Here is a 24848-nt window from a genome sequence, read left to right on the forward strand (position 1 = left end):
CTTCGTGCTAGGTGCTTCCTGCGGCTGCATGGGCTCGGGTGGACCACGCGCTGAAGCCCGGATCGCCTCTCGGCAGTTATCTTGACGTCAAGATAAATCATAGTGCGGAGTTATCTCGATGTCGAGATAAACCATAGTGCATGGGTGGACACGGAGCGCCCTCAGGCACCCCCTTGGCGCGTCCGCGTTCCGGCGCCCACCGGCGCGGTTCGGGCAGGCATCGGGAGCCGCCCGACCCGCTACCGTAGCCCCCATGATCGTTGTGGATGCCTCCGCCCTGGTGCTCGCGCTGGCGGACCAGGGTGAGCGCGGCACGGCGGCCCGGGCCGCGCTCGCGGCGGACTCGCAGTGGGCCGCGCCGGAGCACCTGCTGATCGAGGTGATGCAGTCGCTCCGGGGCCGCTACCTGGCCGGCGAGAACAGTGCCGCGCAGGTCGCCGAGGTGGCCGCCGAGCTGCCCGCGATCGTGTTCCGCAAGGTGGAGCTGGCGCCGCTGCTGGGCCGGATCTGGGAGCTGAAGGACAACCTGACCCCCGATGACGCCGCCTACGTCGCGGTCGCGGAGCTGCTCGGGGCACCGCTGGTCACCGCCGACCTGCGACTGAGCCGGGCCAGCGGGCCGCGCTGCGAGATCCGGGGGATCAGACCGTCGGCGGCCGCGAAGCCTGCCGCCGACGGGTAGGAGGGGTCGGGACCATGAGAAGGGGTCAGGGCCATGAGAGGGGTCAGGGCCATGAGAGGGGTCAGGACCAGAGAGCGGCTCAGCTGCCCAGGGTGGCGACCAGCACCGCCTTGATGGTGTGCAGGCGGTTCTCCGCCTGGTCGAAGACGATCGAGTGCGACGACTCGAAGAGCTCGTCCGTGCACTCCAACTCGGCCAGGCCGGTGCTCTCGAACAGCTGCCGGCCGACCGCCGTCCCCAGATCGTGGAAGGCCGGCAGGCAGTGCAGGAACTTGACCCGCGGGTTGCCGGTGGCCCGGACGGTGTCCATCGAGACCTGGTAGGGCAGCAGCTGCTCGATCCGCTCGGCCCAGACCTCCTTGGGCTCCCCCATCGACACCCAGACGTCCGTGTAGAGGAAGTCGGCGCCGGCCACGCCGCTCGACACGTCCTCGGTGAGGGTGATCCGGGCGCCGCTCACCGCCGCCAGCTGCTCGGCCGACGCGCGGATCTCCTCGGTCGGCCAGTACGCCTCGGGGGCGACGATGCGGATGTCCATACCCAGCAGCGCGCCGGTGACCAGCAAGGAGTTGCCCATGTTGTACCGGGCGTCGCCCAGGTAGGCGAGCGTCACCTCGGTCAGCGGCTTGTCGGTGTGCTCCTGGATGGTGAGCAGGTCGGCCAGCATCTGGGTGGGGTGCCACTCGTCGGTGAGTCCGTTCCAGACCGGGACTCCGGCGAACTCGGCCAGCTCCTCGACGATCGCCTGACCGTGTCCCCGGTACTCGATGCCGTCGAACATCCGGCCCAGCACCCGGGCGGTGTCCTTGACCGACTCCTTGTGGCCGATCTGGGAACCGGACGGGTCCAGATAGGTGGTGGCGGCACCCTGGTCGGCGGCGGCGACCTCGAAGGCGCAGCGAGTCCTGGTCGAGGTCTTCTCGAAGATCAGCGCGATGTTCTTGCCGCGCAGGCGCGGCTGCTCGGTGCCGGCGTACTTGGCGGCCTTGAGCTGGGCGGCGAGGTCGAGCAGGAGGCGGAACTCCTGGGCCGTGAAGTCGAGTTCCTTGAGGAAGTGCCGGTTCCTGAGGTTCAAGGCCATGCCGGGCTCCTGGGATGACGGGACGGGTGACAGACGAGGGACCTGGCAATAGTATACGAATACTCGAATTTATATGCAGCCGGTTCTGTCGCACCACCCGGAACCGCGCCGGCCCGCCGCCCGGAGGGTGACGGGCCGGCCTTCCGCTACAGCCGCGGGTCCACCGGCTCCGACTCCAGTGCGAGGACGGCGAACACCGGCTCGTGCACCCGCCAGAGCGGCTCGCCGCCGGCCAGCCGGTCCAGCGCCTCCAGGCCCAGCGCGTACTCGCGCAGGGCGAGCGAGCGCTTGTGGCCGAGTGCCCGCTGGCGCAGCGCATCGAGGTGCTCGGTGTAGTCCGGACCGTAGATCAGCCGCAGGTACTCCCGGCCGCGGACCTTCAGCCCCGGCTGCACCAGACCGCCGGGCCGCCCCTCGCCGGGCGCGGTGCGCACCAGGGAGGCGAGCGGCTTGACCACCATGCCCTCACCGCCGGCGGCGGTGAGCTCCTCCCACCAGGCGACGCCGGCGGCGATCGAGGCCTCGTCCCCGGTGTCCACCAGGAGGCGGCCGGTGGCCCGCAGCAGCGGCTCGGGCCGCTGCCCGCTCTGCGCTCCGCCCTGCCCCTGCTGCCCGTCCACCCACTGCTCGTCCGCCGCGACCAGGCGGTCCAACCAGGCGAGGTGATCGTCGTGCGGCCGGACCGCGAGATTGGCACCCTCGGCGGCCAGCACCTGGAAGGGCGCCAGCCGGACCCCGGAGAGGCCCTCGGTGGGCCAGCAGTAGCGGCGGTAGGCGGCGCTGAACGCCTCCGCGTCCGCCACCCGACGCCGATGACGCTCGGTCAGCTCGGCCAGTCCGTCGATGCCGCGGGTGCTGGTGCGCTCCAGCGCGGCCAGTACCTCGGGCAGCGCCGAACGCGCCGCGGCACCCACCGCGGCGTACTGGCGGCGCAGCAGCTCGACCGCCTTGAGCGACCAGGGCAGCAGCTCGGCGTCCAGCAGCAGCCAGTCGGTGGCCAGCTCGGCGAAGAGACCGGAGCGCTCGGCGGCGGCCCGTACCCGGTCCAGCAGCGCCTCGGCCAGCTGTTCGTCGCCGAGGAAGGCACGCCCCGTCCTGGTCCAGATGGCACCCGGCCCGGCCAGGCCGAACCGCTTCTCCAGCGCCTGCGGATCGCGGGCCACCAGCAGCACGGCGCGCGAGCCCATGTGCTTCTCCTCGCAGATCACCTGGCGCACGCCGTCGGCCTGGTAGGCGAAGAAGGCCTCCTCGGGGTGCTCCAGGTATCCCTCGCGGCGCGAGGTGGCGCTCGGCGCCATGGTGGGCGGCAGGTAGCTGAGCACGCGCGGGTCGAGGGCGAAGCGGCTCATCACCTCCAGCGCGGCGGCGGCGTTCTCCTCGCGGACCGAGACCCGCCCGTGCAGCGAGGTCTCCACCACCCGGCGGCCCGCCACATCGGCGAGGTCCAGCGGGCGGCCCTCCCGGGCGCCCGGGGCGTCGGTGAGCATCGGCCGCACCGGCGCGTACCACTCCTGCTCGGCCGCGACGCTGACCACCTCGCGCTCCGGGTAGCGCAGCGCGGTGAGGCTGCCGCCGAAGACGCAGCCGGTGTCCAGGCAGATGGTGTTGTTGAGGAAGCTCGCCACCGGGACGGGGGTGTGGCCGTAGACCACCAGCGCCTTGCCCCGGTACTCCTCCGCCCACGGGTAGCGGACCGGCAGGCCGAACTCGTCGGTCTCACCGGTGGTGTCGCCGTACAGCGCGTGCGAGCGGACCCGCCCCGAGTTGCGGCCGTGGTACTTCTCCGGCAGACCCGCGTGGCAGACCACCAGCCGGCCACCGTCCAGCAGGTAGTGGCTGACCAGGTCGCGCATGAAGGCCCGGACCTCGGCGCGGAACTCCTCCGGCTCGGCGGCCAGCTGGTCCAGCGACTCCTGGAGGCCGTGCGCGACGGTGACCTGACGCCCGGCCATCGCGCGGCCGAGCTTGTTCTCGTGGTTGCCCGGCACGCAGAGCGCGTGGCCGGCCGCCACCATGCCCATCACCAGGCGCAGCACGCCCGGGGTGTCGGGCCCGCGGTCGACCAGGTCGCCGACGAAGACGGCCGTACGGCCCTCGGGGTGCTCGGCGTCGACCGGACGGCCCTGGTCGTCGCGGGTGAGGTGGTAGCCGAGCCGGGTGAGCAGGGTCTCCAGCTCGGCGCGGCAGCCGTGGATGTCGCCGACCAGGTCGAACGGGCCGGTGCGTTCGCGCAGGTCGTTCCAGCGCTTCTCCAGCACGATCTCGGCGGCCGCCACCTCGGCCACCCCGCGCAGGTGATGCACCTTGCGGAATCCCTCGCGCTCCAGCCCGCTGAGCGAGCGGCGCAGTTCGCGGTGCTGACGCGGGATGACGTGCCCGCCGAAGTCGCGGTCCGGACGGGAGCGGTTGCGCTCGGCGCAGACGCCGGGCGGCACGTCCAGGACGATCGCGATCGGCAGCACGTCGTGCTCGCGGGCGAGCGTGACCAGCTGCTTGCGCGCGGCCGGCTGCACGTTGGTCGCGTCGACCACGGTGAGGCGGCCGGCGGCCAGCCGCTTGCCGACGATGAAGTGCAGCAGCTCGAAAGCGTCGGCGGAGGCGGACTGGTCGTTCTCGTCGTCCGAGACCAGGCCTCGGCAGTAGTCGGAGGAGATCACCTGGGTGGGCGCGAAGTGTTCACGCGCGAAGGTGGACTTGCCCGACCCGCTGGTACCGATCAACACGACGAGGGAGAGGTCGGTGACGGGCAGGCGCCGGGGCTTGGCGGCGCCGTCAGGAGTGTGCTGCGTCTCGTCGGTCATCGGTTCGCGCTCCTCTCGGGGTTCGTGGTCGTGCTGGTGCCGGCCTGCTCGGTGCGTTCGGTGCGTTCGGCCTGCTCGGTGCGTTCGGTGTGCTCGGTGTGCTCGGTGTGCTCGGTGCGTTCGGTGCCGCGGCGGAACAGGGCGAGCTGGGTGGGCGGGCCCACCTCCGGGTCGTCCGGGCCCACCGGCCGGACCTCCACCGTGTACCCGTAGTTCGCCGCCACTCGCTCCGCCCAGCGGCGGAACGCGGCGCGGTCCCACTCGAAGCGGTGATCGGCGTGCCGGTGGTGGCCCGCCGGGAGGGTCTCCCAGCGGACGTTGTACTCGGCGTTGGGCGTGGTGACGATCACGGTCACCGGGCGCGCCGCACCGAACACCGCGTGTTCGAGCGCCGGGAGCCTGGGCAGATCCAGGTGCTCGATGACCTCGCTGAGCACCGCGGCGTCATACCCCTTGAGCCGGGCGTCGGTGTAGGTCAACGCGCCCTGGACCAGGCGCACCCGAGCGGCCTGACGCTCCGGCAGCCGGTCCAGCCGCAGCTTGCGGGTGGCGGCCGCCAGCGCGGTCACGGAGACGTCGACCCCGAGGATCTCGGTGATCCGCTTCTCCTTGAGCAGCGCGCCGACCAACTCGCCCTGGCCGCAGCCGAGGTCGAGCACCCGAGCCGCGCCCTCCTGGCGCAGCAGCTCGGTGATCGCCTCCCGGCGCTGCCGGGACAGCGGGACGGGCTTCGACTCCTCGGCGACCTCCTCGGCAGCTACGGCGTCCTCGGCCGCGTCGGCAGCGTCGGCCGTGGCCGGTGCCAGGACCACCGCGTTGTCCAGTTCCTCGGCCTCGCGGTCGTCGGCCTCGGCCAGCCGGGCCAGCTCCAGACGGCGCAGCGCCTCCGTGGCCAGCGACCAGCGCCGGTGCAGGTAGCGGCGGGTGATCAGGTCGCGCTCCGGGTGGTCCGCGAGCCAGCCGTCGCCCGCGGCGAGCAGCTTGTCGACCTCGTCGGGCGCCACCCAGTAGTGCTTGGCGCCGTCCAGCACCGGCAGCAGCACGTAGAGCTGCTGCAGTGCGTCCGCCAGCACCAGCGTGCCGGTCAGCTCCAGGCGCTGGTAGCGCGAATCCCCCCAGGCGGGGAAGGCCTCGTCCAGCGGGATCGCGGAAGCCTTGACCTGCCAGCCGAGCGGCTCGAAGAGCCGGTTGACCAGCGGGAGCTCCTCGTCCGGTCGGCTTCCCCCGCCGCCCACCGCCACCGCCGCAAGCAGCACGGTCAGCGGCCGCGGTCGCTCGGCCAGCCCGGGCCGCAGCTCGCAGACGCCCTTCATCGCTGTCCGGAACACCGTGCGCAGAGCCACCGCGAGCAGCGAAGAGGCCGCGTACGGGCGGTCGTTGACGTACTGCGAGAGGGCGAAGTCCGGAGAGCCGGCCCGCCCCCTGCCCCGGCTGCGCCGGACCAGCGCGATCGGGTCGACATCCAGCAGGAGGGCCGCAGTGCACCGCTGCTCGCTCGCCTCGGGGTAGAAGACATGCGCCTCGCCATGGGAGGTACTGAAGCGCTGTGCCTTCTCGGGGTGTTTGTGCAGCAGAAAGCCCAGATCGGTGGCCGGGTGCCCGGCAGTTCCTGTGGTGGAGATCGAGATGAACACCTGCTCGAGTATTCCTCTTCCGTACGGCCCCGAGCACATGGTTTTGCGCTGGCACCGGCCCATTCCGCAGGCCACACCGATCCGGCCGACGCGCCCCGGGGGCTCTGCCGCGGGCCGCCGCACCCGTCCGCTGCATGGGCGGTTTCGGCAGGGCCGGCCGGAATTGGTTACCGTGCACGGTGTGACTGCTGAAACGACCCCCTCCCGCCTCCGTGGTGCCACCGCGGTCGGCCTGGCGACCATCGCTGCCGACGGCACCGTTCTGGACACCTGGTTCCCCGCCCCCGCGCTGACCGACGAGCCCGGCCCGTCGGGCACCGAACGACTGACGGCCGAGCAGGCCGAGGCCGAACTCGGCGCGGGAGCCGGCGCCGCGCTGCGGACCGACGCCCGCCGTGGGGTCGAGGTCGTCGCCGTGCGCACCACGATCGGCTCGCTCGACGAGAAGCCGCTGGACACACACGACGTCTACCTTCGTCTGCACCTGCTGAGCCACCGTCTTGTCCAGCCGCACGGGCAGAACCTGGACGGCATCTTCGGGCTGCTGGCGAACGTGGCCTGGACGAGCATCGGCCCGGTGCCGGTGGACGCGGTCGAGCGGGCCCGGCTCGCGGTCCGCGCCGAAGGCGGTGCGCTGGCCGTCTACGGGATCGACAAGTTCCCCCGGATGACCGACTACGTCGCCCCGACCGGCGTGCGGATCGCGCACGCCGACCGCGTCCGGCTGGGCGCCCACCTCGCCTCCGGCACCACGGTGATGCACGAGGGCTTCGTGAACTTCAACGGCGGGACCCTCGGCACCTCGATGGTCGAGGGCCGGATCAGCGCCGGCGTCGTGGTCGGTGACCACAGCGACATCGGCGGCGGTGCCTCGATCATGGGCACCCTCTCGGGCGGTGGCAAGCAGGTCGTCTCGGTGGGCGAACGCTGCCTGCTCGGTGCCAACGCGGGCATCGGCATCTCGCTGGGCAACGACTGCGTGGTCGAGGCCGGCCTGTACGTCACCGCCGGCACCCGGGTCACCACCCCGAACGGCACGGTCGCCAAGGCGGTCGAGCTCTCCGGCCAGGACAATCTGCTGTTCCGCCGCAACTCGCAGTCCGGCGCCGTCGAGGTGATCGCCCGCTCCGGTTCGTGGGGCGGCCTGAACGCCGATCTTCACGCGCACAACTGACCTCCCAGCAGATGAGGTCCGCGGCCCCGGCCGTGCCACCCGGCACGCCCGGGGCCGCCGCGTCGACGGGTCGGGCAGCGAGAGCGCGGGGCCAAGGCGGGCGGGGGCCGGGAACACCGGGCCGAGGCGGCCGGCGTCGGCCCGGGGCATAGTCGAGGGGACCGGGACGGGGCAAGCCCGGATCACTCGGGAGACTGACCCATGGCCGGAGGTGGACCGCATCGGGTGGTCGGCGGTGACCCACCCCGCCGGGCCGTCGTTGAGCTGACGGGGTGACACGCCCCCGCGGAGCCCGGTCGCACGGTCGTGGCCGCCCGACGCATCAGATCGCACTCCCGAGCCGGAGGGTCCCCTCATGTCCGAGCCCAGGTACGAGGCGCCCTCCCCCAGCCTTCGGCCGGGGGAACCCCCGTCACCAACGCAGCACCCCGCCGTGCCCGCCGCTCCTGTCAAGAGCCTGCTGGACCAGCTCCAGGAACTCCTCGCCTCGGTCAACGCCGACCTGGCCGACCTCGCCGGTCCGGGCGTGGCTCCCGGCCCGGCCCTCGGCTCCGCCCGGGGTGCGCAGAGCGCGGACTTCGGGACCGGCCTGGAGCCCTCCGGTGCCCTCGCCGCGGACCGCCCGGGTTCGGCCGAGGCCGCCTGCGACCTGCGGGTCGGCGACCGGTAGCCCACTGCGGGCGGCGCCGGACGATCCAGTGGCGGAGCCAGCGTGATCACCAGCCGGGGCTCATCGTCGCCCAGGTCGTCACCACCGGGATCGCCATCGGCCTCACCCGCGACCGCTCCGCCCGCGAGCGGTTCCTCCTCCGCCGCGGTCTCCCCGGTCGGCGGCCCGTCGGCCCGGCCGCTCGGCACACCCATCGGCACCCGCCGCAGCACCCTGCCCGGCGGCCGCCCCGGCGGCGTGCCGACCGAACCCCGCGGTGGATCCGCACCCGGACCGGCGCCGCGCAGATCGCCACCGGGCTCACCAGCCGGCTCACCGTCGGCCGCCCGGCCCTCCTCACGGGCGAGTCGGCGCAGCACCCGGAGCAGCTCGATGACCAGGCAGCGGCATTCGGCGCTGGCGTCGAGCCCGTCGATCGCCAGCCAGTAGGCCCCCTGCGCCACCGAGTCGCTGGACCCGGCGATGGCGATCAGCGCCTCGGCGGACTCCGCGAGCAGCAGCCGCAACTGCTCCAGCAGCGGCCCGAGTTCACCGACCCGGCTGAGCCGGTCGGCCCGACCGGCCAAGGCCTGATCCCCCGGCTTGGGCGGGTCGGCCGCGGCCGCCAGCAGCCCGACGGCATGGCCGCCGGCGTGGGCGAGCAATCGGGCAGCGGTGGCCACCTCGTCCACCGGATGACCGCAGATCCGCTCGGCCAGCGCCTGGGTGAGCGCCACCGTCTGCCAGGCCTCGGACAGCACGTCGGGCACGGTGCGGGCCTCGGCGAGCGCGCGGCGGGTGGTCTTGATCAAGCGCAGTGCGTCCATGGCGGCGGCCTGCCCTTCACTCCGGTGTGGGCCTCGGGCCGTTCCGCTGAACGGCCCGTCAGGAGTCGAGGGTGTCGCCGAAACCGAGCCCGCGCGGCCGACCATCGCAAAGCTGTGGACAACCCGGGGGCTGTGGACAACCGCGCGACATGATCATCGGATCAGCGGAGCCACAGTCGGGCCAACCGGCCACGCGCGCACCGGTGATGCCGCCGGACGGCCCGGCTCACTCGTCGGGCGCCGCCGGGAACCGCAGCTCGTTGCGGTCGATCTTGGCGTCCAGCGCCGCCAGCGGGTCCACCCCGACAGCCGTGCAGAACTGCAGCAGGTAGGCGAGCACATCGGCCACCTCGTCCCGCACCCGGTGCGCGCTCTTCGGGTCGTCCATCACGACGGCGGCCTGCTCGGGAGTGAGCCACTGGAAGATCTCCAGGAGCTCCCCCGCCTCCACGCTGAGCGCCGCCGCCAGGTTCTTCGGTGTGTGGAACGGCTGCCAGCGGCGCGCGGCGGCGAACCCCGCCAGGCGTCCGGTGAGTTCGACGAGCGTGGGAGCGGGCTGCTGCGGATCTTGAGGTGCGGTCACTGGTCCAGGTCTACCGCATCCTCGGCCCCCGGCGCCGCCTCGCCCCCGGGCTGGGGCGGCACCCGGTGCGCCGGCGAGCGCAGCACGCTGTGACCGCTGGTCGGATCGCGCCGGCACTCCACCAGCTCGATCCCGTCCACCAGGTGGGCCGCCGCCGGGTCCTGCAGCGCCGCCAGCATCCTGAGGTGCTCCTTGCCGCACATCTCCCGGGCCAGCCGCAGCAGGGACGCCGTCTGCTCGGTCCCGAGGCCGGCGCCCAGGTCCTCGGCGAGCACCGCCAACTGCCGTCTGGCCCAGGGCACCTCGATGGCCGCGTCGAGGTCCAGCACGCCGGCCCCGGTGAGCAGCACGGCCGCGAAGGCGAGCACCCGCAGCATGCCGTCCGAGGCCTGGTCCGCGCCGGTGCGCCCGAGCACGCCCTCGTCGAAGACCGCGAGCAGTCGTTCCTGCGCCTGGGTGCCGCGCCGCGCCACGTCCAGCCCGAGCAGCGGGTGCGGGGCCGCGGCCTGCACCGCCTTCAGCAGCCGGCCGTACCGGCGGGGGCACTCGCCCTGCAGCCGGGCCAGCACCGCGGACAGGTTGGCGGCGTTCGGCAGCAGCCTGGCCTGCGGATCGGGCCGGATCCAGCCGCGCATCAGCGCCGGGACCGGGTGCACCGGGAAGACCTCGCGCAGGGCGGTGAGCAGCTGCTCGGCGGCGGTCAGCACCTTGCGCTCGCCCGCGGAGGAGCCGGCCACCCGGAGCGGGAGCTGGGCGGTGATCAGGCTGCCGCTGGGGAACGGCGCCCGGATGTCCCCCTGCCGGGTGTCGTTGTGCCAGCTGACGTTGACCCGGCCACCGGCCACGTCCTGCTCACCGGTCTCCACCAGGGTCCGGCCGTCGCAGGCCAGCCACTCGCGAGCCACCCGGACCCGCCCGTCGGTGCGGATGACCAGTTCCAGGCGGATCGGTCCGGCACAGGAGCGGACGGTGCAGCCGAGGATGATCGCGTTGCGCCCGTGCGGGACGCAGCCCAGCAGCCCGCCGCGGATGGGGGCGGCGAGCGGACCGCTCGAACCGCCCGTCCCGTCCAGCGAGGGCCCGATCTCCTCGCCCAGTGCCAGCCGGGAGAGCACCGCGAGGGCATCCAGCGCGTTCGACTTGCCGACCCCCGAGGGGCCGTGCAGCACGGTGAGCGAGGAGAGCGGGAGGGTGGCGCGGCGGTAGGACTTGAAGGAGGTGAGACGCAGTTCCTCAACGGTGGGCCGCAGCGCCGGGCGGGGCTCCGGCCTGGCTCTGGCCGCCGCATCGGCGGCGGGAGCGGCTGGCGGGGTGGCGGGCGGGGTGGCGGGCGCGGTGGCGGCAAGGCGCTGAACGACTTCGCTGGTCACCGAGCCGACCCTACTGACGGCACGTCAGTACATGGGCCGAAGAAACGTGCCTGCGCGCGCCGATTCATCCCATCGGGGAGCCGCCTCGGATACAGAAGTCGACGGAGCCGACGCCCGATGTCACGTCAGCACCTGCCGGCTCCGGAGTCCTCAGGATCAGCCGGCCCGCCGGTACCGCGCGACCCGGACCGAACCGGTCACCGGCACCGGCTCGGGCAGCCGCGCGAGCATCCCGGCCAGGCGCTCCGGATCGGTGTGCCAGGCGTTGGGCCCCATGCCGACCACGGCCGCCGCGGCCGCGTGCCCCAGGCGCAGCTCGAACTCCACCACCTCGCTCGCCACCGGGACCAGCCAGGGGCTGAGCTTCCGGTCGATCCGCCGGTCCTTCTCCTCGTCGACCGAGAGCAGGCTCAGCGTCTCCACCAGCTCCCGCAGATGGCGCGAGGTGGGCGAGACCAGCAGCAGGCTGCCGCCCGGGCGCAGCACCCGGTGGATCTCGGCGCCGTTGCGGGGCGCGAAGACGTTGAGCACCAGGTCGGCGCAGCCGTCGGCCAGCGGCAGCGGGCGCCACGCGTCGCAGACCACGGCACCGGCCCTGGGGTGCGCCTTGGCCGCGCGGCGCAGGGCGAACTTGGAGATGTCCAGCGCCGCACCGGCGGCGCCGGGCAGCGCGTCGAGCACCTGGGCCAGGTAGTAGCCGGTGCCCGCGCCCAGGTCCACCACCAGACGGCCCGACCCGTCCGCGGCGGCGGCCGCGGCGGCGGCTGCGGCTGCGGCTGCGGCTGCGGCTGCGGCTGCGGCTGCGGCTGCGGCTGCGGCGGCCAATGCCCGCGCGATCGGCTGGTAGTGCCCGTCGGCGAGGAAGTCGGCGCGGGCGGCGACCATCTCGGTGGTGTCCCCGGTGCCGGTGTGCGCGTCGCCGGGCAGCAGACTGACGTAGCCCTGCTTGGCGACGTCGAAGGCGTGGCCGCCGGCGCAGCGCAGGGTGCGCCCGGCCTCGTCGAACGCGAGGCCGAGGGCGCAGTGGGGGCAGGTCAGGTACCGCTCGATGTCCCGGAGCACCGACCTACCTTAGACCCCCGCCCCCGACCGCTCCTGCGTCACTCCGTGTCGTCGTCGCCGTCCTCGCCCGGCACCCCTTCGCCCGTCGCCTCGTCGACCACCCAGCCGCCCAGCCGCTCGGCTACCCCGTCGACGCCCAGCCTGCCCTCGCGGATCGCCCTGGCCAGGCTGCGCACCTCCCGGGCGGTGGTGGCGACATGGCAGCCGCTGGCCACCAGATAGGCGTAGGCGACCGCGGTGGCGAACAGTTCGTTGGTGCGCTCCAAGGCCGGCACCCGGATCAGCTGGTGCATCAGCGCGGCGGCCCGGTCCTGCGGCTCGGGGTAGACGGCGATGTCGAAGATCTCCGCCTGGTGCCGCGCGACGGCCGCCAGCAGCGAGCCGTAGTCGGTCACCTGTGGGTCCCCGGGGGTGTACTGCTCAGCGGTCATGAGCAGCCAGGACAGGTCGACCTCCAGCTTCAACGACGGCCGCCGGACCGCTCGTCGGCCGCAGTGCGCTCGCCGAACTCGGCGAGGAACTCGTGCTCGAACTCCTTCATGAACTGGGCCGCCGCGTCCACGAACGTCAGTCCGGCCTCGCCCATGTCCTGCTGGACGAGTCGCTCGATGTACTGGTTCATGCTGATCCCCTGCTGCTCCGCCCGTTCCCGGGCCATCTCGGCGGTGGTGGCGTCCACCCGCACGTTGAGCTGCTTCTTACCCATGCCCTCGAAGCTAGCGCTGTTGTGCTAGCTCGACAAGGGCGCGAACCGGGCCACCTCGTGCGCCCCCGGCCCGAGTCGCGAGCGGCCCGTTCTGCTCGGACGGTGGAGGGTATGACTCTCTTTCCGAACGAACCCCTCCCCGGCCCGCTGCGGCAGCTGGCGCGGGCCGCCTGGCAGGCGCTGCTGCTGGCGGGGCTCGCGGCCGCGGTGCTCGGTGTGCTGGTGCTGGCCTGGCCGCACGCGACGCTGGTTGTCGTCGGCGTGCTCTTCGGGCTGTTCCTGCTGGTCAGCGGGCTGGTTCAGCTCGCCGCCGCCTTCGGTACGCACACCGCGACGGCGCTGCGGGTGATGGCCTTCATCAGCGGCGCGCTGTCGATCGTGCTGGGCCTGTTCTGCTTCCGCGGCACGCTGGAGTCGATCCTGCTGCTGGGCCTGTGGATCGGCATCGGCTGGCTGTTCCGCGGGATCACCCAGATCATGGCGGCGGCCTCGGACCCCGGTACGCCCGCCCGCGGCTGGCTGATCCTGCTGGGCGCGATCAACGCGCTGGCCGGGATCGTGCTGGTCAGCTGGCCGATCCGCTCGGTCACGGTGCTGACCGTGGTCGCCGGCTGCTGGCTGCTGGCGGTCGGGCTGGTGGAGATCGCCACCGCGCTGCGGATGCGCCACCTGGCCAAGCGGGTCAGCGACAGCTGACCGGGGCGGCGAGGCCCGTCCGGCGGAACCGGAATCCGCCGGACGGGCCCCGCGCTCAGCTCATTCCCCGGCCACCGGCTCCAGGATCGCCACGCACTCGAAGTGGTGCGTCATCGGGAACAGGTCGAACGCGCGCAGCGAGACCGGGCGGTAGCCGCCCTCGGCGAAGAAGGCCAGGTCGCGCGCGAGGGCGGCCGGGTCGCAGGCCACGTAGGCGATCCGGCGGGCCTCCAGGCCGGCCAGGTGCTGTACGGTCTCGCGCCCCGCACCGGCCCGCGGCGGGTCGAGCACGATCAGGTCGGTGGTGGTGATCCCGGTGCGCGGCAGCAGGGTCTCCACCTTGTCGCACTCGATCTGCACGTTCTCCAGCTCGGCCAGGTTGTGCCGGGCGTCCTGCACCGCCTGCTTCGAGGACTCGATACCGAGCACCGCACCGTCCTCACCGACCCGGTCGGCCAGCGCGCCCGCGAAGAGCCCGACGCCGCAGTACAGGTCCAGCGCGTTCTCGCCCCACTGCGGGTCGAGGCCGGTCAGCACCGCCTCGACCAGGGTGTCCGGGGCCTCGGGGTGGATCTGCCAGAAGCCGCCGTTGGTCACCCGCCAGGTCCGCCCGGCCGCCCGCTCGCGCACGAAGTTGCGCCCGTGCACCCGGTGCAGCAGCTCCTGCTCGTCGATCCGGGAGATCGAGACCGGCTTGTCGAGCTCGACGAGCGGCAGCTGCTCGCCCGGCAGCGGACGCAGGATCAGCTGGCGGTCCGAGGAGCCGGTGGCAGCGATCGCCTCCACCGCGGCGAGGCCGGTCCAGTCCCGGGCCTCGATGCCCAGCTCGGTCACGCCGGGTGCGGCGATCAGGCAGCGGTCGATCAGCTGGACCTCGTGCGAGCGGTGCTTGCGCAGCCCGACCTGGCCGCTCTCGCCGTCCACCGTGTACTGCACCCGGGTCCGCCAGGCGGGCACCTCGCCGGCCTGCAGCTTGCCGCCCACCGGCTCCACGGTGCCGTCCCAGCCCGCCTGCGCCGGGGTGAGGCCGGCCAGCTTGGCCAGCTGCTCGGTGAGCACCTGGACCTTGAGCTTGCGCTGGCCGCCCGGGCTGACGTGCTGCCAGTCGCAGCCACCGCAGCGGCCGGGGCCGGAGAACGGGCAGGGCGCCTCGATCCGGTCCTTGGCGGGCTGCAGGATCTCCACGGCGTCGGCGCGCAGGAAACGCGACTTGGTGGTGCCCTCGGTGACCTCGACGATCGCCCGCTCGCCGGGCAGCGCGTGCCGCACGAAGAGCACCCGGCCCTCGTGCCGGGCCACGCAGTGTCCGCCACCGTGCGCGACCGCGCCGATCTCGACCTCGTAGCGCTCGCCGACCAGCGGGTCGCCGCCCGGGCCCTTGGGCACCCGCGGCGCGGCGGTCCGAGCGGTGCGCGACGGCCGCTGCGCGCGGGGGGCGCGCGCCTCCTTGGCGCCACCCTCCTTGGCGCCACCCTCCCTGGCGCCGCCCTTCTTGGCCGCCCCGGCAGCCTTCTTCGCCGCCCCGCCGCCCGAGGCCTTCACCGCCCCGGTCCGCACCTGGCCGACCGGCGCCGGACTCGGCCGGCCGCCGGCCTGCCCGTCGCGCGGCTCGCGCGGCGGCTCGCCCGGGGCCAGCGGCGCGGTCTGAGCCGTGTAGCCCTCACGGTCGGTGGCGGCCGGGCGCGCCGCCTTGGCCCCCCAGCGCGGCCGGGCGACCTGGCCGACCTTGCCGGGCTGCCCAGCCTTACCGGCCTTGCCCGACTTGCCAGACTTGCCCGAGGAGCGGGGCGGGTTGTTGCGACTCACGAAGCGGTGTCCTTGCTGGGTTCGGCGGAATTCTGGGCCGCACCGGGGAACCGGACCGAACCGGAGTCCTCGACTGCGACAGATGAAGCGGGTGCGTCGGCACCGCGGTCCTGGACCGGACCGGGGTTCTCGACGGAACCCGACGGTACCGTGCGCCGCCGCGGTTCGCCGCGCCGGACGTCCCCGGGTGCGGACCAGCTGCGCGGTGCCCGGCGCCGCTCGGCGGACTCCAGCTGCCAGGGCACCGAGGTCACCATCACCCCGGGCCGGAAGAGCAGCCGCCCCTTGAGCCGCAGCGCGCTCTGGTTGTGCAGCAGGTGCTCGTACCAGTGACCGACCACGTACTCGGGGATGTGGACGCTGACCACCGCGCCCGGGGTGGCCTGGCGCAGGCTCTTCACGTACGCCAGCACCGGACCGGTGATGTCCCGGTAGGGCGACTCCAGCACCCGCAGCGGTACGTCCACCTCGCGGGCCAGCCACTCCTCGCGCAGCGCCCGGGTGTCGGCCGGGTCCACGTCGACGGTGACCGCCTCCAGCGCGTCGGGCTGGGTCAGCCCGGCGTAGGCCAGCGCCCGCAGCGCCGGGTTGTGCAGCCGGGAGACCAGCACGATGGCGTGGATCCGGGTCGGCAGCGTGGCGGCCTCGGCCTGCGGGCCGGGGGTCAGCTCCTCGGCCACCCGGTCGTAGTGCCGCCGGATCGCCTTCATCAGCACGAAGAGCACCGCCATGGTGGCGATCGCGATCCAGGCGTGGCCGATCTTGGTGACCAGCACCACCAGCAGCACGGCCGCGGTCATCACCAGGCCGAAGGCGTTGATCGCGCGCGAGCGGAGCATCCGGCGCCGGGCCCTGGGGTCGGTCTCGGTGCGCAGCAGCCGGGTCCAGTGCCGGATCATGCCGGACTGGCTCATGTTGAAGGAGACGAAGACTCCGACTATGTACAGCTGGATCAGCCGGTTGGGGTCGGCACCGAAGGCCGCGATGAAGACGATGGCGACGGCGGCCAGCAGGATGATGCCGTTGGAGAAGGCCAGCCGGTCGCCCCTGGTGTGCAGTTGGCGCGGCAGGTAGCGGTCCTGGGCCAGGATCGAGCCGAGCACCGGGAACCCGTTGAAGGCGGTGTTCGCGGCCAGCACCAGGATCAGGCCGGTGACGGCGGCGATCAGGTAGAAGCCCGGGGTGAAGTTGGCGAAGACCGCTTCGGAGATCTGCGCCAGCGCCGTCTTCTGGTGGTAGCCGGCGGGGGCGCCGAGCAGTTGGCGGGCCGGGTCCTCGGCCATCTGGGTACCGGTCAGATGAGCCAGGTAGATGATCCCCATGAACATGGTGACGGCGACGACGGCCATCAGCAGCAGGGTGGTGGCGGCGTTCCTGCTCTTGGGCGCCCGGAAGGCCGGCACGCCGTTGCTGATCGCCTCGACCCCGGTGAGCGCGGCGCATCCCGAGGAGAAGGCGCGCAGCAGCAGGAAGACCAGCGCGAAGCCGGTCACCGCCTCGTTGCCCGGGGTCGGCTGCAGCTGGAAACCGGCACTCTCGGCGTGCATGGTGGCGCCGAGGACCAGGTGGCGCACCACCCCGTAGACCACCATGCCGAGCACACCGGCCATGAAGGCGTAGGTGGGGACGGCGAAGGCGGTGCCGGACTCCCGCACGCCGCGCAGGTTCATCGCCATCAGCAGCAGCACCAGGGTGACGCTCAGCAGCAGCTCGTGGCCGCGCAGGGCGGGCACCGCGGAGACCACGTTCGCCACGCCCGAGGTGGTGGAGACGGCCACGGTCAGCACGTAGTCGACCATCAGCGCGCTCGCCACCACCAGCCCGGCGCTCTGGCCGTGGTTGACGGTGGCGACCTCGTAGTCGCCGCCGCCGCTCGGGTAGGCGTGCACGTTCTGCCGGTAGGAGGCGACCACGGCGAGCATCACCATGGCCACCACCAGGCCGATCTGCCAGGAGAAGCGGATCGCCGAAACGCCCGCCAGGGAGAGGGTGAGCAGGATCTCCTCGGGCGCGTAGGCGACCGAGGAGAGCGCGTCCGAGGCGAACACCGGCAGTGCGATGCGCTTGGTCAGCAACGTCTCGCCGAGCTTGTCGCTGCGCAGTGCGCGGCCGATCAGAATGCGCTTGGGGACCTCGGTCAGACTGGGCACGTTAAGAAATCGTAAGGGCTCATTCGTCGCCGGCACAGCTCACCTCACGCCCGCCGCGACCTTGTCTGATGAACCGGATAGCGTGTCGGATGACGAACTTACGGGCAACACTCCGGTTGCCGAGCCGCTCCCGATCGACGGACGCGGCTCCCCACTCGCCCCCGGTCGCCGGGCACGGAAGGATGATGAACGGTGTTTGCGCAGGTCAAGACCCCAACGGACCGGGTGAGGTAAGAGCACCGTGCACATCGTCATCATGGGTTGCGGACGCGTTGGCTCCGCACTTGCCAGAGCCCTGGAGAAGCAGGGCCACTCGGTGGCCGTCGTCGACCAGGACCCCACCGCCTTCCGCCGCCTGGGCGCCGGGTTCCGCGGCCGCCGGGTGACCGGTGTCGGCTTCGACCAGGACACCCTGCGCGAGGCCGGGATCGAGGAGGCGGGCGCCTTCGCCGCCGTCAGCAGCGGCGACAACTCGAACATCATCGCGGCCCGGGTGGCCCGGGAGAACTTCGGCGTGGAGCACGTCGCGGCCCGGATCTACGACCCCCGCCGCGCCGAGGTCTACCAGCGCCTGGGCATCCCGACCGTGGCCACCGTGCGGTGGACGGCCGACCAGATGCTGCGGCGACTGCTGCCGACCGGCGCCGAGCCGCTGTGGCAGGACCCGAGCGGCACCGTCCAGCTGGCCGAGGTGGCCTTCGCCCCGTCCTGGATCGGTCACCGGGTCGCGGAGCTGGAGGAGGCGGCCGGCGCGCGGGTGGCGTACATCACCCGGCTCGGCGAGGGCGTGCTGCCCACCGCCCAGATGGTGGTGCAGGAAGGCGACCTGGTGCACCTGATGCTGCGCCGGGCGGATCAGGCGACGGTCGAGGCCGCGTTCGCCAAGGGTCCGGAGGAGGGTCACTGATGCGGGTAGCGATTGCGGGAGCGGGTGCGGTCGGCCGGTCGATCGCCGGCGAGCTGCTGGAGAACGGCCACGAGGTACTGCTCGTGGACAAGAACCCCAACTCCATCTCGGTGGAGCGGGTGCCGATGGCGGAGTGGCTGCTGGCCGACGCCTGCGAGATCACCGCACTGGACGAGGCGGCGCTCCAGCACTGCCACGTGGTGATCGCGGCCACCGGCGACGACAAGGTCAACCTGGTGGTCTCGCTGCTGGCGAAGACCGAGTACGGGGTGCCGCGGGTGGTCGCCCGGGTGAACAACCCGAAGAACGAGTGGCTCTTCAACGAGTCCTGGGGCGTGGACGTGGCGGTCTCCACACCGCGTCTGATGTCCGCGCTGGTCGAGGAGGCGGTGAGCGTCGGCGACCTGGTCCGGCTGATGCGCTTCAGCCAGGGCAACGCCAACCTGGTCGAGCTGACCCTGGCGCCGGACACCGAGCTGGTCGGCACCCGGGTCGGGGACGTCAGCTGGCCGACCGACACCGCGCTGGTGACGATCATCCGTGAGGGCCGGGTGCTGGTTCCGGCCCGGGACGACACCCTGGAGTCCGGCGACGAGCTGCTCTTCGTCGCCGCGCAGGAGCGTGAGGAGGAGCTGGAGACGCTGCTCTCGGCGGGCTCCGGCGCGCAGTAGGACAGGAACGGACGTGAGGGCCCGTCTCCCGATCGGGGAGGCGGGCCCTCACGCTGTGCGGTCGGTGCTGGGCGATCAATGTTGTGCGGTCAGGACTCCTCGGGCTGCTCCGCCTTGATCGGCGGCGGCGCGGTGAGCAGGATCCGCCAGGTCACGTACATCGCCAGCAGCATCGGCGGGATGCCGAGCGCCACCTTGAGCCAGCCCAGCAGGTTGATGTTGTTGGTGAAGTAGAGCGGGAAGAGGATCACCGGCTTGATGCCCATGATCACGGCCCAGGCCCAGGTGGCCTTGGTGTAGGCGCGCAGCCGGCCGGGGTTCTGGGTCCGCCAGGTGAACATCTCACCGGTCACCGGGCCCAGCGTCAGGCCGATCAGCGGCCAGCGGACCAGCGCGGAGACCGCCAGGCCCAGGGCGTAGCCGACGTTCCAGAGCAGCCCGGGCAGGTAGAAGTTCTCCGCCTTGCCGGTCTTCATCGAGATGTACGCGCCGATGGCCACCCCGAAGACGCCACTGAAGGCGTGCTGGATGGTCTCCCGGCGCAGCAGCCGGATCACCACGAAGACCGCGCTCAGGGCGAGCGCGCCCCAGGCGGCGGTGGACACCTGGTGGGTGAGGTTGTACGTGACGATGAAGGCCAGACCCGGCAAGGTCATGTCGATCATGCCGCGGACGCCGCCGAAGGCCTGGATGATCGAGTCGGCGGCCTCCTTGCGGGCGGCCTCGTCCTGGGCGGCCCGCTCGCGGGCCTCCTCCTCGGTCAGCACCGCGTCGGGCGAGACCCCCGGGGGGAACTGCTGGTTCTCAGTGATCAGTGTGTGCGGGGCGGCGTGGTCGCCACCGGGCGGATTGGTCACTGGTGATCGCTCCCCTGTCCCACCGGACGCAGCTCGTAGCGAGGGTTGAAGAGCACGCGGCGCCCGCGTGCATGACTGATCCGGCCGCTGGCGGTGAGCCGGCGGCCCGGCTCTATCCCCGCGATCGAGCGGCGGCCGAGCCAGACCACGTCCAGCGCGTCCGTCCCGTCGAAGAGCTCGGCCTCCAGCGCCGGCACCCCGGCCCGCGGGCGGAGCGTGACGGTGCGCAGGGTGCCCGCCACGGTGACCACATCGCGGTCGCCGCACTCGGCGATCGGCGTGCAGCCGCACACCACGGCGTCCTGGCGCAGCTCCTCGGCCTGAAGCTCCTCCGGGCTGGAGGTGAGCCGGTTGATCATCCGGCGCAGGCGGCCCTGCGGCTGGTCGCTGCTGTTACCACTCATGGTGAAAGGCTACCGGCTCGACCCCCGCCACCGAGGCCCCCTGACCCGTTCGCCTCAGGGTTCGAAGCGGTACCCCATACCGGCCTCGGTGATGAAGTGGCGCGGGTGCGAGGGGTCGACCTCCAGCTTGCGGCGCAGCTGGGCCAGGTAGACCCGCAGATAGTTGGTCTCGGTCCGGTACGCCGGGCCCCAGACCTCCTGCAGCAGCTGGGTCTGGCTGACCAGCCGGCCGGCGTTGCGCACCAGCACTTCGAGCAGGTGCCACTCGGTGGGGGTGAGGCGGATGTCGGTGCCGTCCCGGTTGACCTTCTTGGCCGCCAGGTCGACGGTGAACGCCTCGGTCGTCACCAGGGAGTCGTCCTCACCGGCCACCGGCTCGGCCCGGCGGACGGCGGCGCGCATCCGGGCCAGCAGCTCGTCCATGCCGAACGGCTTGGTGACGTAGTCGTCCGCCCCGGCGTCCAGCGCCTCGACCTTCTCGTCGGAGGCGTGCCGGGCCGACAGGACGATGATCGGCACCCGGGTCCAGCCGCGCAGACCCTTGATCACCTCGACCCCGTCCATGTCGGGCAGGCCGAGGTCGAGCACCACCACGTCGGGGTGGCGGGCGGCGGCCAGTTCGAGGGCGCTGGCGCCGTCATGGGCCGCGTCGACCTCGTACTTGCGGGCCTTGAGGTTGATCACCAGGGCGCGGACGATCTGCGGTTCGTCGTCCACGACGAGGACCCGGGTCATGCGAGCTCCGTCTTTCGGGGGGCCAGTGAAGAGGTGGTCAGCGAGGGTTCGGAGGGCGGATCGGGCGCCTGGTCGGAGCCCTTGGAGCCCTCCCCCGGCTCGGGCGGGTGTTCGGCGGCGGGCAGCGAGACCACCATGGTCAGACCACCGCCCGGGGTGTCCTCGGCCGTGATGGTGCCGCCCATCGCCTCGACGAAGCCGCGGGCCACGGCGAGGCCGAGCCCGACACCCGCGCCGCGCGGAGCGTCGCCGTAGCGCTGGAAGGGCGCGAAGATCTTCTCCTTGGCCTCCTCGGGGACCCCGGGGCCCCGGTCGACCACGCGCAGCTCGACTCTCCCCCAGTCATCGGCTGCCCCACGACTGGCCGGCACCGGCTCCAGCACATCGGCCTTGACCAGTACCTTCACGTCCGGCGGGCTGTACTTCACGGCGTTCTCGATCAGGTTGGCCAGCGCCCGCTCCAGCAGCCCGGCATCGGCCGGCACCATCGGCAGGGTCTCCGGCACCTCCAGACGCACCGACTCCAGCGGGACCCCGCCGAGTGCGAAGGGCACCACCTCGTCCAGGTCCACCTCCTGGATCAGCGGGGTGACCGTGCCGGTCTGCAGCCGGCTCATGTCCAGCAGGTTGTTGATCAGGTGGTCCAGCCGGTCGGCACCCGCCTCGATGCCCGCGAGCAGCTCCTGCTCGTCCGCCTCGTCCCACTGGACGTCCTCGGCCCGCAGCGAGGAGACGTTGGCCTTGATACCGGCCAGCGGGGTGCGCAGGTCGTGCGAGACGGCGGCCAGCAGCGCGGTGCGGATCCGGTTGCCCTCGGCCTGGCGGCGGGCGGCCGCGGCCTCCTTGGCCAGCCGGCGGCGCTCCAGCAGCACCGAGGCCTGGGCGGCGAAGGCGCCGAGCAGCCGGCGGTCCGCGGCCGGCAGTACACGACCGGAGAGGACCAGCGCGAGGTTCTCACCCAGCAGGACGTCCGCATCCCCCTCCTCGGGCCGGGTCGGTGGCGCGGAGCCGCTGGAGGCCGTGCAGGTCCACGGTTCGTGCTCGTCCAGGCGCTCCAGCAGTGCCACCGCGTCCTGCTGGAAGGTCTCCTTGACCTGGTCCAGCAGGGCGCTCAGCCCCTCTCCGGTGGGCGCCCGCAGCACGGTGCCGGCCAACGCGCTGAGCGTCTGCGCCTCGGCCTGGCTGCGCGCCGCCTCGTGGGTGCGCCGGGCGGCCAGGTCCACCACGGTGGCCACCGCGATGCCCACCGCCGTGAAGATGCCCACCGCCAGGATGTTCTGCGGATCCGAGATGGTCAGGGTGTGGGTCGGCGGGGTGAAGTAGTAGTTGAGCGCGGTGGAGCTGACCACCGCGGAGGCGATCGCCGGGAAGAGGCCGCCGACCAGCGCCGCCGAGATCGTCACCGAGAAGAACAGGAGCATGTCGGTGGGCAGCCCGGTGTCGCGCACCTGGGTCAGCAGCACGGCGAGCAGCGGTGGCCCGGCCACGCCGATCAGCCAGCCGCTGATGGCGCGCGGCCGGCCGAGGTCGGTCACCTTGCGCAGCGGCAGCCGCCCGCCGCGGCCGTGCGCCACATGCTCGTGGGTGACGATGTGCACGTCGATGTCGCCCGAGTCACGGGCCACCGTGGAGCCGACGCCGGGACCGTAGATGTACTGCCAGGCCTTGCGGCGGCTGGAGCCGAGCACGATCTGGGTCGCGTTCACCCCGCGGGCGAAGTCCAGCAGGGCGTGGGCCGGGTCGTCGCCGAGCACGGTGTGGAAGCTGCCGCCCAGGCTCTCCACCAGGGCCCGCTGCTCGATCAGCGCCTGCGGGGAGCCACCGGTCGCCAGGCCGTCGGAACGCGTGATGTGCACCGCGAGCAGTTCGCTGCCGGACCCCTTGGCGGCGATCCGCGCGGCCCGGCGGATCAGCGTGGCGCCCTCGGGACCGCCGGTCAGGCCGACCACGATCCGCTCGCGGGCCTGCCAGGTGCTGTCTATGCCCTGCTCGGCGCGGTAGGTCTGCAGGTACTCGTCCACCCGGTCGGCGGTCCACAGCAGCGCCAGCTCGCGCAGCGCGGTCAGGTTGCCGGGGCGGAAGTAGTTGGAGAGCGCCGCGTTGATCTTCTCCGGCGCGTACACGTTGCCGTGCGCCAGCCGCCGGCGCAGCGCCTGCGGGGACATGTCGACCAGCTCGATCTGGTCGGCCCGGCGGACCACCTCGTCGGGCACCGTCTCGCGCTGGCGCACGCCCGTGATGCCCTCCACCACGTCACCCAGCGACTCCAGGTGCTGGATGTTGACGGTGGATATCACGTCGATGCCGGCCGCGAGCAGCTCCTCGACGTCCTGCCAGCGCTTGGCGTTGCGGCTGCCCGGGACGTTGGTATGAGCCAGCTCGTCCACCAGGGCCACCTGCGGCCTGCGGGCCAGCAGCGCGTCCAGGTCGAGCTCGGTGAACTCGGCACCGCGGTGATCCATCGCCCGCCGCGGCACGGCCTCCAGGCCCTCCAGCAGCTCCGCGGTGTTGGCACGGTTGTGGTGCTCGACGAAGCCGACCACCACGTCCGTGCCGCGGGCCAGCCTCCGGTGCGCCTCGCAGAGCATCGCGTACGTCTTCCCCACCCCGGGGGCCGCCCCGAGGTAGATCCGCAGCCTTCCGCGTGCCATGCGTCCCATTCTTGATCGTGCCAACGCCCGGGACCACCCCCGGACGCCTGTTCGCGCAGTCGAGACTACGGGGTGAGGCGGGACCAGCCTTCGATCGGGCTGGTCGGAGGGCAGATTTAGCGGCATCTTGACGACGTATGGGGGCTCTCGCAGACGCGTTCGATGACGGCCCGCGCCCGCGCGTTACTCCACGATGTGGCCGTCGCGCAGCTCGATCACCCGGTCCGCCAACTCCATCAGCTGCGGGTCGTGCGTCGCCACCAGGACCGTCACGCCCTCGCTGCGCACCACGGCGCGCAGCAGCTCCATCACCGAGCGGCCGGTCTCCGAGTCGAGCTGGCCGGTCGGCTCGTCCGCGATGATCAGGGCCGGCTCGTTCGCCAGCGCTCGGGCGATCGCCACCCGCTGCTGCTGCCCGCCGGACATCTCAGTGGGCCGCTGCTCCGCGTGGTCGGCCAGACCCACCAGAGCAAGCAGGGTGGCCACCCGCTCCTCGCGCTGGGCCGTCGGGACCTTGCGCAGACGCATCGGCACGCCGACGTTCTCCGCCGCGGTCAGGATCGGGATCAGGCCGAAGGACTGGAAGACGAAGCCGATCCGGTCCCGGCGCAGCCCGAGGCGGCCGGCCTCGTCCAGCTCGGCGAGGTTCTCGCCGTCCAGCGTGATCCGGCCCGAGGTGGGCCCGTCCAGGCCGCCGACCAGGTTGAGCAGGGTGGTCTTGCCGGAGCCGGAGCGGCCGCGGAGCGCGGTGAGTTCACCGCGCCGAACGCTGAACGAGACACCGCGCAGGGCGTGCACGGCGGTGTCACCGCTGCCGAAGCTGCGCCAGACGTCCTCGACCTCGACCATGGGCGCGAGCGTGGTGCTGGTCTTCTGCTGACTCACTGTGCGGTCCCCTCCCGATCCGCCGGCATCCGGCAGTCACACATGGATCAGTACGGTAACCCCGAACAGGTGTCCGCGGGCGGTTCGCAGGCGAGGATTTCCCTTAGGGGCTGCCTGGGGCGGTACCGGATGCCGGGGCGGTACCGGCCGGCTTCGCGAACCGGTCATGAACGCGAAAAAGCCCCGCACCCGGTTTCCCGGGGCGGGGCTTTTCCTGAATGATTGTTCGGCGGCGTCCTACTCTCCCACAGGGTCCCCCCTGCAGTACCATCGGCGCTATGAGGCTTAGCTTCCGGGTTCGGAATGTAACCGGGCGTTTCCCTCACGCTATGACCACCGAAACACTATGAAACTGTCAACCGCACCACACCGTGACCTGGTGTGGGGTCGTTGTTTCAGAACAACACAGTGGACGCGAGCAACTGAGGACAAGCCCTCGGCCTATTAGTACCGGTCAGCTCCACCCCTTACAGGGCTTCCACATCCGGCCTATCAACCCAGTCGTCTACTGGGAGCC

21 protein-coding genes, 2 rRNA genes and 1 pseudogene are annotated in these 24848 nt (G+C 72.4%); 6 read left to right on the plus strand and 18 right to left on the minus strand.

Annotated features, from left to right (window positions below; translation table 11 throughout):
• Window positions 1–253: 253 nt before the first annotated feature.
• Entirely contained in the window at window positions 254–682 is a 429-nt protein-coding gene (locus tag ACFZB9_RS03340) for a type II toxin-antitoxin system VapC family toxin (RefSeq protein ID WP_391443272.1), read from the plus strand.
• 79 nt (window positions 683–761) lie between these two features.
• On the opposite strand, the gene argF is transcribed toward ACFZB9_RS03340, so the two are convergent.
• From argF to ACFZB9_RS03355, 3 genes are all read right to left on the minus strand, one after another.
• Window positions 762–1763, minus strand: coding sequence for an ornithine carbamoyltransferase (gene argF / locus ACFZB9_RS03345; protein ID WP_391443273.1), 1002 nt, complete (start codon window positions 1761–1763; stop codon window positions 762–764).
• Window positions 1764–1909: 146 nt separating this feature from the next.
• A complete protein-coding gene (locus tag ACFZB9_RS03350) occupies window positions 1910–4564 on the minus strand; it encodes a polynucleotide kinase-phosphatase (protein ID WP_391443275.1) in 2655 nt (884 codons plus the stop codon).
• Window positions 4561–6198 (minus strand): 3' terminal RNA ribose 2'-O-methyltransferase Hen1, encoded by a 1638-nt coding sequence (locus ACFZB9_RS03355; protein WP_391443276.1) that lies wholly within the window; start codon window positions 6196–6198, stop codon window positions 4561–4563. The genes ACFZB9_RS03350 and ACFZB9_RS03355 overlap by 4 nt, the downstream gene beginning before the upstream one ends.
• Before the next feature lie 181 nt (window positions 6199–6379).
• Between ACFZB9_RS03355 and dapD the strand changes: the two genes are divergently transcribed.
• Both dapD and ACFZB9_RS03365 read left to right on the plus strand, forming a co-directional pair.
• A complete protein-coding gene (gene dapD / locus ACFZB9_RS03360) occupies window positions 6380–7372 on the plus strand; it encodes a 2,3,4,5-tetrahydropyridine-2,6-dicarboxylate N-succinyltransferase (RefSeq protein WP_391443278.1) in 993 nt (330 codons plus the stop codon).
• Window positions 7373–7805: 433 nt separating this feature from the next.
• On the plus strand, window positions 7806–8042 hold the full coding sequence (locus ACFZB9_RS03365; RefSeq protein WP_391443279.1) for a hypothetical protein: 237 nt from the start codon (window positions 7806–7808) through the stop codon (window positions 8040–8042).
• Between the two features lie 371 nt (window positions 8043–8413).
• Here ACFZB9_RS03365 and ACFZB9_RS03370 read toward each other — a convergent pair.
• From ACFZB9_RS03370 to ACFZB9_RS03395, 6 genes and pseudogenes are all read right to left on the minus strand, one after another.
• Window positions 8414–8953: pseudogene (locus ACFZB9_RS03370) on the minus strand (DUF6099 family protein); the annotation flags it as partial.
• A 121-nt stretch (window positions 8954–9074) separates the two neighbouring features.
• A complete protein-coding gene (locus ACFZB9_RS03375) occupies window positions 9075–9431 on the minus strand; it encodes a nucleotide pyrophosphohydrolase (RefSeq protein ID WP_391443281.1) in 357 nt (118 codons plus the stop codon).
• Window positions 9428–10801 (minus strand): AAA family ATPase, encoded by a 1374-nt coding sequence (locus tag ACFZB9_RS03380; protein WP_391443282.1) that lies wholly within the window; start codon window positions 10799–10801, stop codon window positions 9428–9430. Before ACFZB9_RS03380 ends, ACFZB9_RS03375 begins: the two co-directional genes overlap by 4 nt.
• A gap of 156 nt (window positions 10802–10957) precedes the next feature.
• Window positions 10958–11863 (minus strand): putative RNA methyltransferase, encoded by a 906-nt coding sequence (locus ACFZB9_RS03385; protein ID WP_391443284.1) that lies wholly within the window; start codon window positions 11861–11863, stop codon window positions 10958–10960.
• A gap of 38 nt (window positions 11864–11901) precedes the next feature.
• The gene (locus ACFZB9_RS03390) at window positions 11902–12327 is read right to left on the minus strand and encodes a fic family toxin-antitoxin system, toxin component (protein ID WP_391443285.1); all 426 of its coding nucleotides are present in this window, start codon (window positions 12325–12327) and stop codon (window positions 11902–11904) included.
• The gene (locus ACFZB9_RS03395) at window positions 12324–12569 is read right to left on the minus strand and encodes a toxin-antitoxin system HicB family antitoxin (protein ID WP_391443287.1); all 246 of its coding nucleotides are present in this window, start codon (window positions 12567–12569) and stop codon (window positions 12324–12326) included. Before ACFZB9_RS03395 ends, ACFZB9_RS03390 begins: the two co-directional genes overlap by 4 nt.
• Before the next feature lie 111 nt (window positions 12570–12680).
• Between ACFZB9_RS03395 and ACFZB9_RS03400 the strand changes: the two genes are divergently transcribed.
• Window positions 12681–13265: an HdeD family acid-resistance protein gene (locus ACFZB9_RS03400; RefSeq protein WP_391443288.1), complete on the plus strand. Its 585-nt coding sequence runs from the start codon at window positions 12681–12683 to the stop codon at window positions 13263–13265.
• 60 nt (window positions 13266–13325) lie between these two features.
• On the opposite strand, the gene ACFZB9_RS03405 is transcribed toward ACFZB9_RS03400, so the two are convergent.
• Both ACFZB9_RS03405 and ACFZB9_RS03410 read right to left on the minus strand, forming a co-directional pair.
• The gene (locus ACFZB9_RS03405; RefSeq protein ID WP_391443329.1) at window positions 13326–14651 is read right to left on the minus strand and encodes a class I SAM-dependent RNA methyltransferase; all 1326 of its coding nucleotides are present in this window, start codon (window positions 14649–14651) and stop codon (window positions 13326–13328) included.
• A gap of 416 nt (window positions 14652–15067) precedes the next feature.
• Window positions 15068–17221 (minus strand): APC family permease, encoded by a 2154-nt coding sequence (locus tag ACFZB9_RS03410; protein WP_391443289.1) that lies wholly within the window; start codon window positions 17219–17221, stop codon window positions 15068–15070.
• Between the two features lie 241 nt (window positions 17222–17462).
• On the opposite strand from ACFZB9_RS03410, the gene ACFZB9_RS03415 reads away from it, so the two are divergent.
• Both ACFZB9_RS03415 and ACFZB9_RS03420 read left to right on the plus strand, forming a co-directional pair.
• The gene (locus tag ACFZB9_RS03415) at window positions 17463–18128 is read left to right on the plus strand and encodes a potassium channel family protein (RefSeq protein ID WP_391443290.1); all 666 of its coding nucleotides are present in this window, start codon (window positions 17463–17465) and stop codon (window positions 18126–18128) included.
• Window positions 18128–18799: a potassium channel family protein gene (locus ACFZB9_RS03420; RefSeq protein ID WP_391443291.1), complete on the plus strand. Its 672-nt coding sequence runs from the start codon at window positions 18128–18130 to the stop codon at window positions 18797–18799. Before ACFZB9_RS03415 ends, ACFZB9_RS03420 begins: the two co-directional genes overlap by 1 nt.
• Before the next feature lie 89 nt (window positions 18800–18888).
• On the opposite strand, the gene ACFZB9_RS03425 is transcribed toward ACFZB9_RS03420, so the two are convergent.
• From ACFZB9_RS03425 to ACFZB9_RS03455, 7 genes are all read right to left on the minus strand, one after another.
• Window positions 18889–19656, minus strand: coding sequence for a DUF3159 domain-containing protein (locus tag ACFZB9_RS03425; protein ID WP_391443292.1), 768 nt, complete (start codon window positions 19654–19656; stop codon window positions 18889–18891).
• A complete protein-coding gene (locus ACFZB9_RS03430) occupies window positions 19653–20060 on the minus strand; it encodes an OB-fold nucleic acid binding domain-containing protein (protein WP_391443293.1) in 408 nt (135 codons plus the stop codon). The genes ACFZB9_RS03425 and ACFZB9_RS03430 overlap by 4 nt, the downstream gene beginning before the upstream one ends.
• Window positions 20061–20114: 54 nt before the next feature.
• The gene (locus tag ACFZB9_RS03435) at window positions 20115–20795 is read right to left on the minus strand and encodes a response regulator (protein WP_327069175.1); all 681 of its coding nucleotides are present in this window, start codon (window positions 20793–20795) and stop codon (window positions 20115–20117) included.
• Window positions 20792–23446, minus strand: a complete 2655-nt coding sequence (locus tag ACFZB9_RS03440; RefSeq protein WP_391443294.1) for an ATP-binding protein — start codon at window positions 23444–23446, stop codon at window positions 20792–20794. The genes ACFZB9_RS03435 and ACFZB9_RS03440 overlap by 4 nt, the downstream gene beginning before the upstream one ends.
• Before the next feature lie 183 nt (window positions 23447–23629).
• Window positions 23630–24295, minus strand: a complete 666-nt coding sequence (locus ACFZB9_RS03445) for an ABC transporter ATP-binding protein (protein ID WP_391443330.1) — start codon at window positions 24293–24295, stop codon at window positions 23630–23632.
• A gap of 260 nt (window positions 24296–24555) precedes the next feature.
• A 5S ribosomal RNA gene (rrf, locus tag ACFZB9_RS03450) occupies window positions 24556–24672 on the minus strand.
• A gap of 83 nt (window positions 24673–24755) precedes the next feature.
• Window positions 24756–24848: ribosomal RNA gene (locus ACFZB9_RS03455) — 23S ribosomal RNA — on the minus strand; the annotation flags it as partial.

The organism is Kitasatospora sp. NPDC008050, assembly GCF_042957465.1.
Lineage (GTDB): Bacteria > Actinomycetota > Actinomycetes > Streptomycetales > Streptomycetaceae > Kitasatospora.

What these genes read in the sequence shown, in the direction of transcription:
- ACFZB9_RS03435 (WP_327069175.1), bottom strand. Translation starts at nt 20,795, where the DNA reads ATGACCCGGGTCCTCGTCGTGGACGACGAACCGCAGATCGTCCGCGCC.
- ACFZB9_RS03350 (WP_391443275.1), bottom strand. Translation starts at nt 4,564, where the DNA reads ATGACCGACGAGACGCAGCACACTCCTGACGGCGCCGCCAAGCCCCGG.
- ACFZB9_RS03440 (WP_391443294.1), bottom strand. Translation starts at nt 23,446, where the DNA reads ATGGCACGCGGAAGGCTGCGGATCTACCTCGGGGCGGCCCCCGGGGTG.
- ACFZB9_RS03340 (WP_391443272.1), top strand. Translation starts at nt 254, where the DNA reads ATGATCGTTGTGGATGCCTCCGCCCTGGTGCTCGCGCTGGCGGACCAG.
- ACFZB9_RS03420 (WP_391443291.1), top strand. Translation starts at nt 18,128, where the DNA reads ATGCGGGTAGCGATTGCGGGAGCGGGTGCGGTCGGCCGGTCGATCGCC.
- ACFZB9_RS03395 (WP_391443287.1), bottom strand. Translation starts at nt 12,569, where the DNA reads ATGGGTAAGAAGCAGCTCAACGTGCGGGTGGACGCCACCACCGCCGAG.
- ACFZB9_RS03400 (WP_391443288.1), top strand. Translation starts at nt 12,681, where the DNA reads ATGACTCTCTTTCCGAACGAACCCCTCCCCGGCCCGCTGCGGCAGCTG.
- ACFZB9_RS03445 (WP_391443330.1), bottom strand. Translation starts at nt 24,295, where the DNA reads ATGGTCGAGGTCGAGGACGTCTGGCGCAGCTTCGGCAGCGGTGACACC.
- argF (WP_391443273.1), bottom strand. Translation starts at nt 1,763, where the DNA reads ATGGCCTTGAACCTCAGGAACCGGCACTTCCTCAAGGAACTCGACTTC.
- ACFZB9_RS03430 (WP_391443293.1), bottom strand. Translation starts at nt 20,060, where the DNA reads ATGAGTGGTAACAGCAGCGACCAGCCGCAGGGCCGCCTGCGCCGGATG.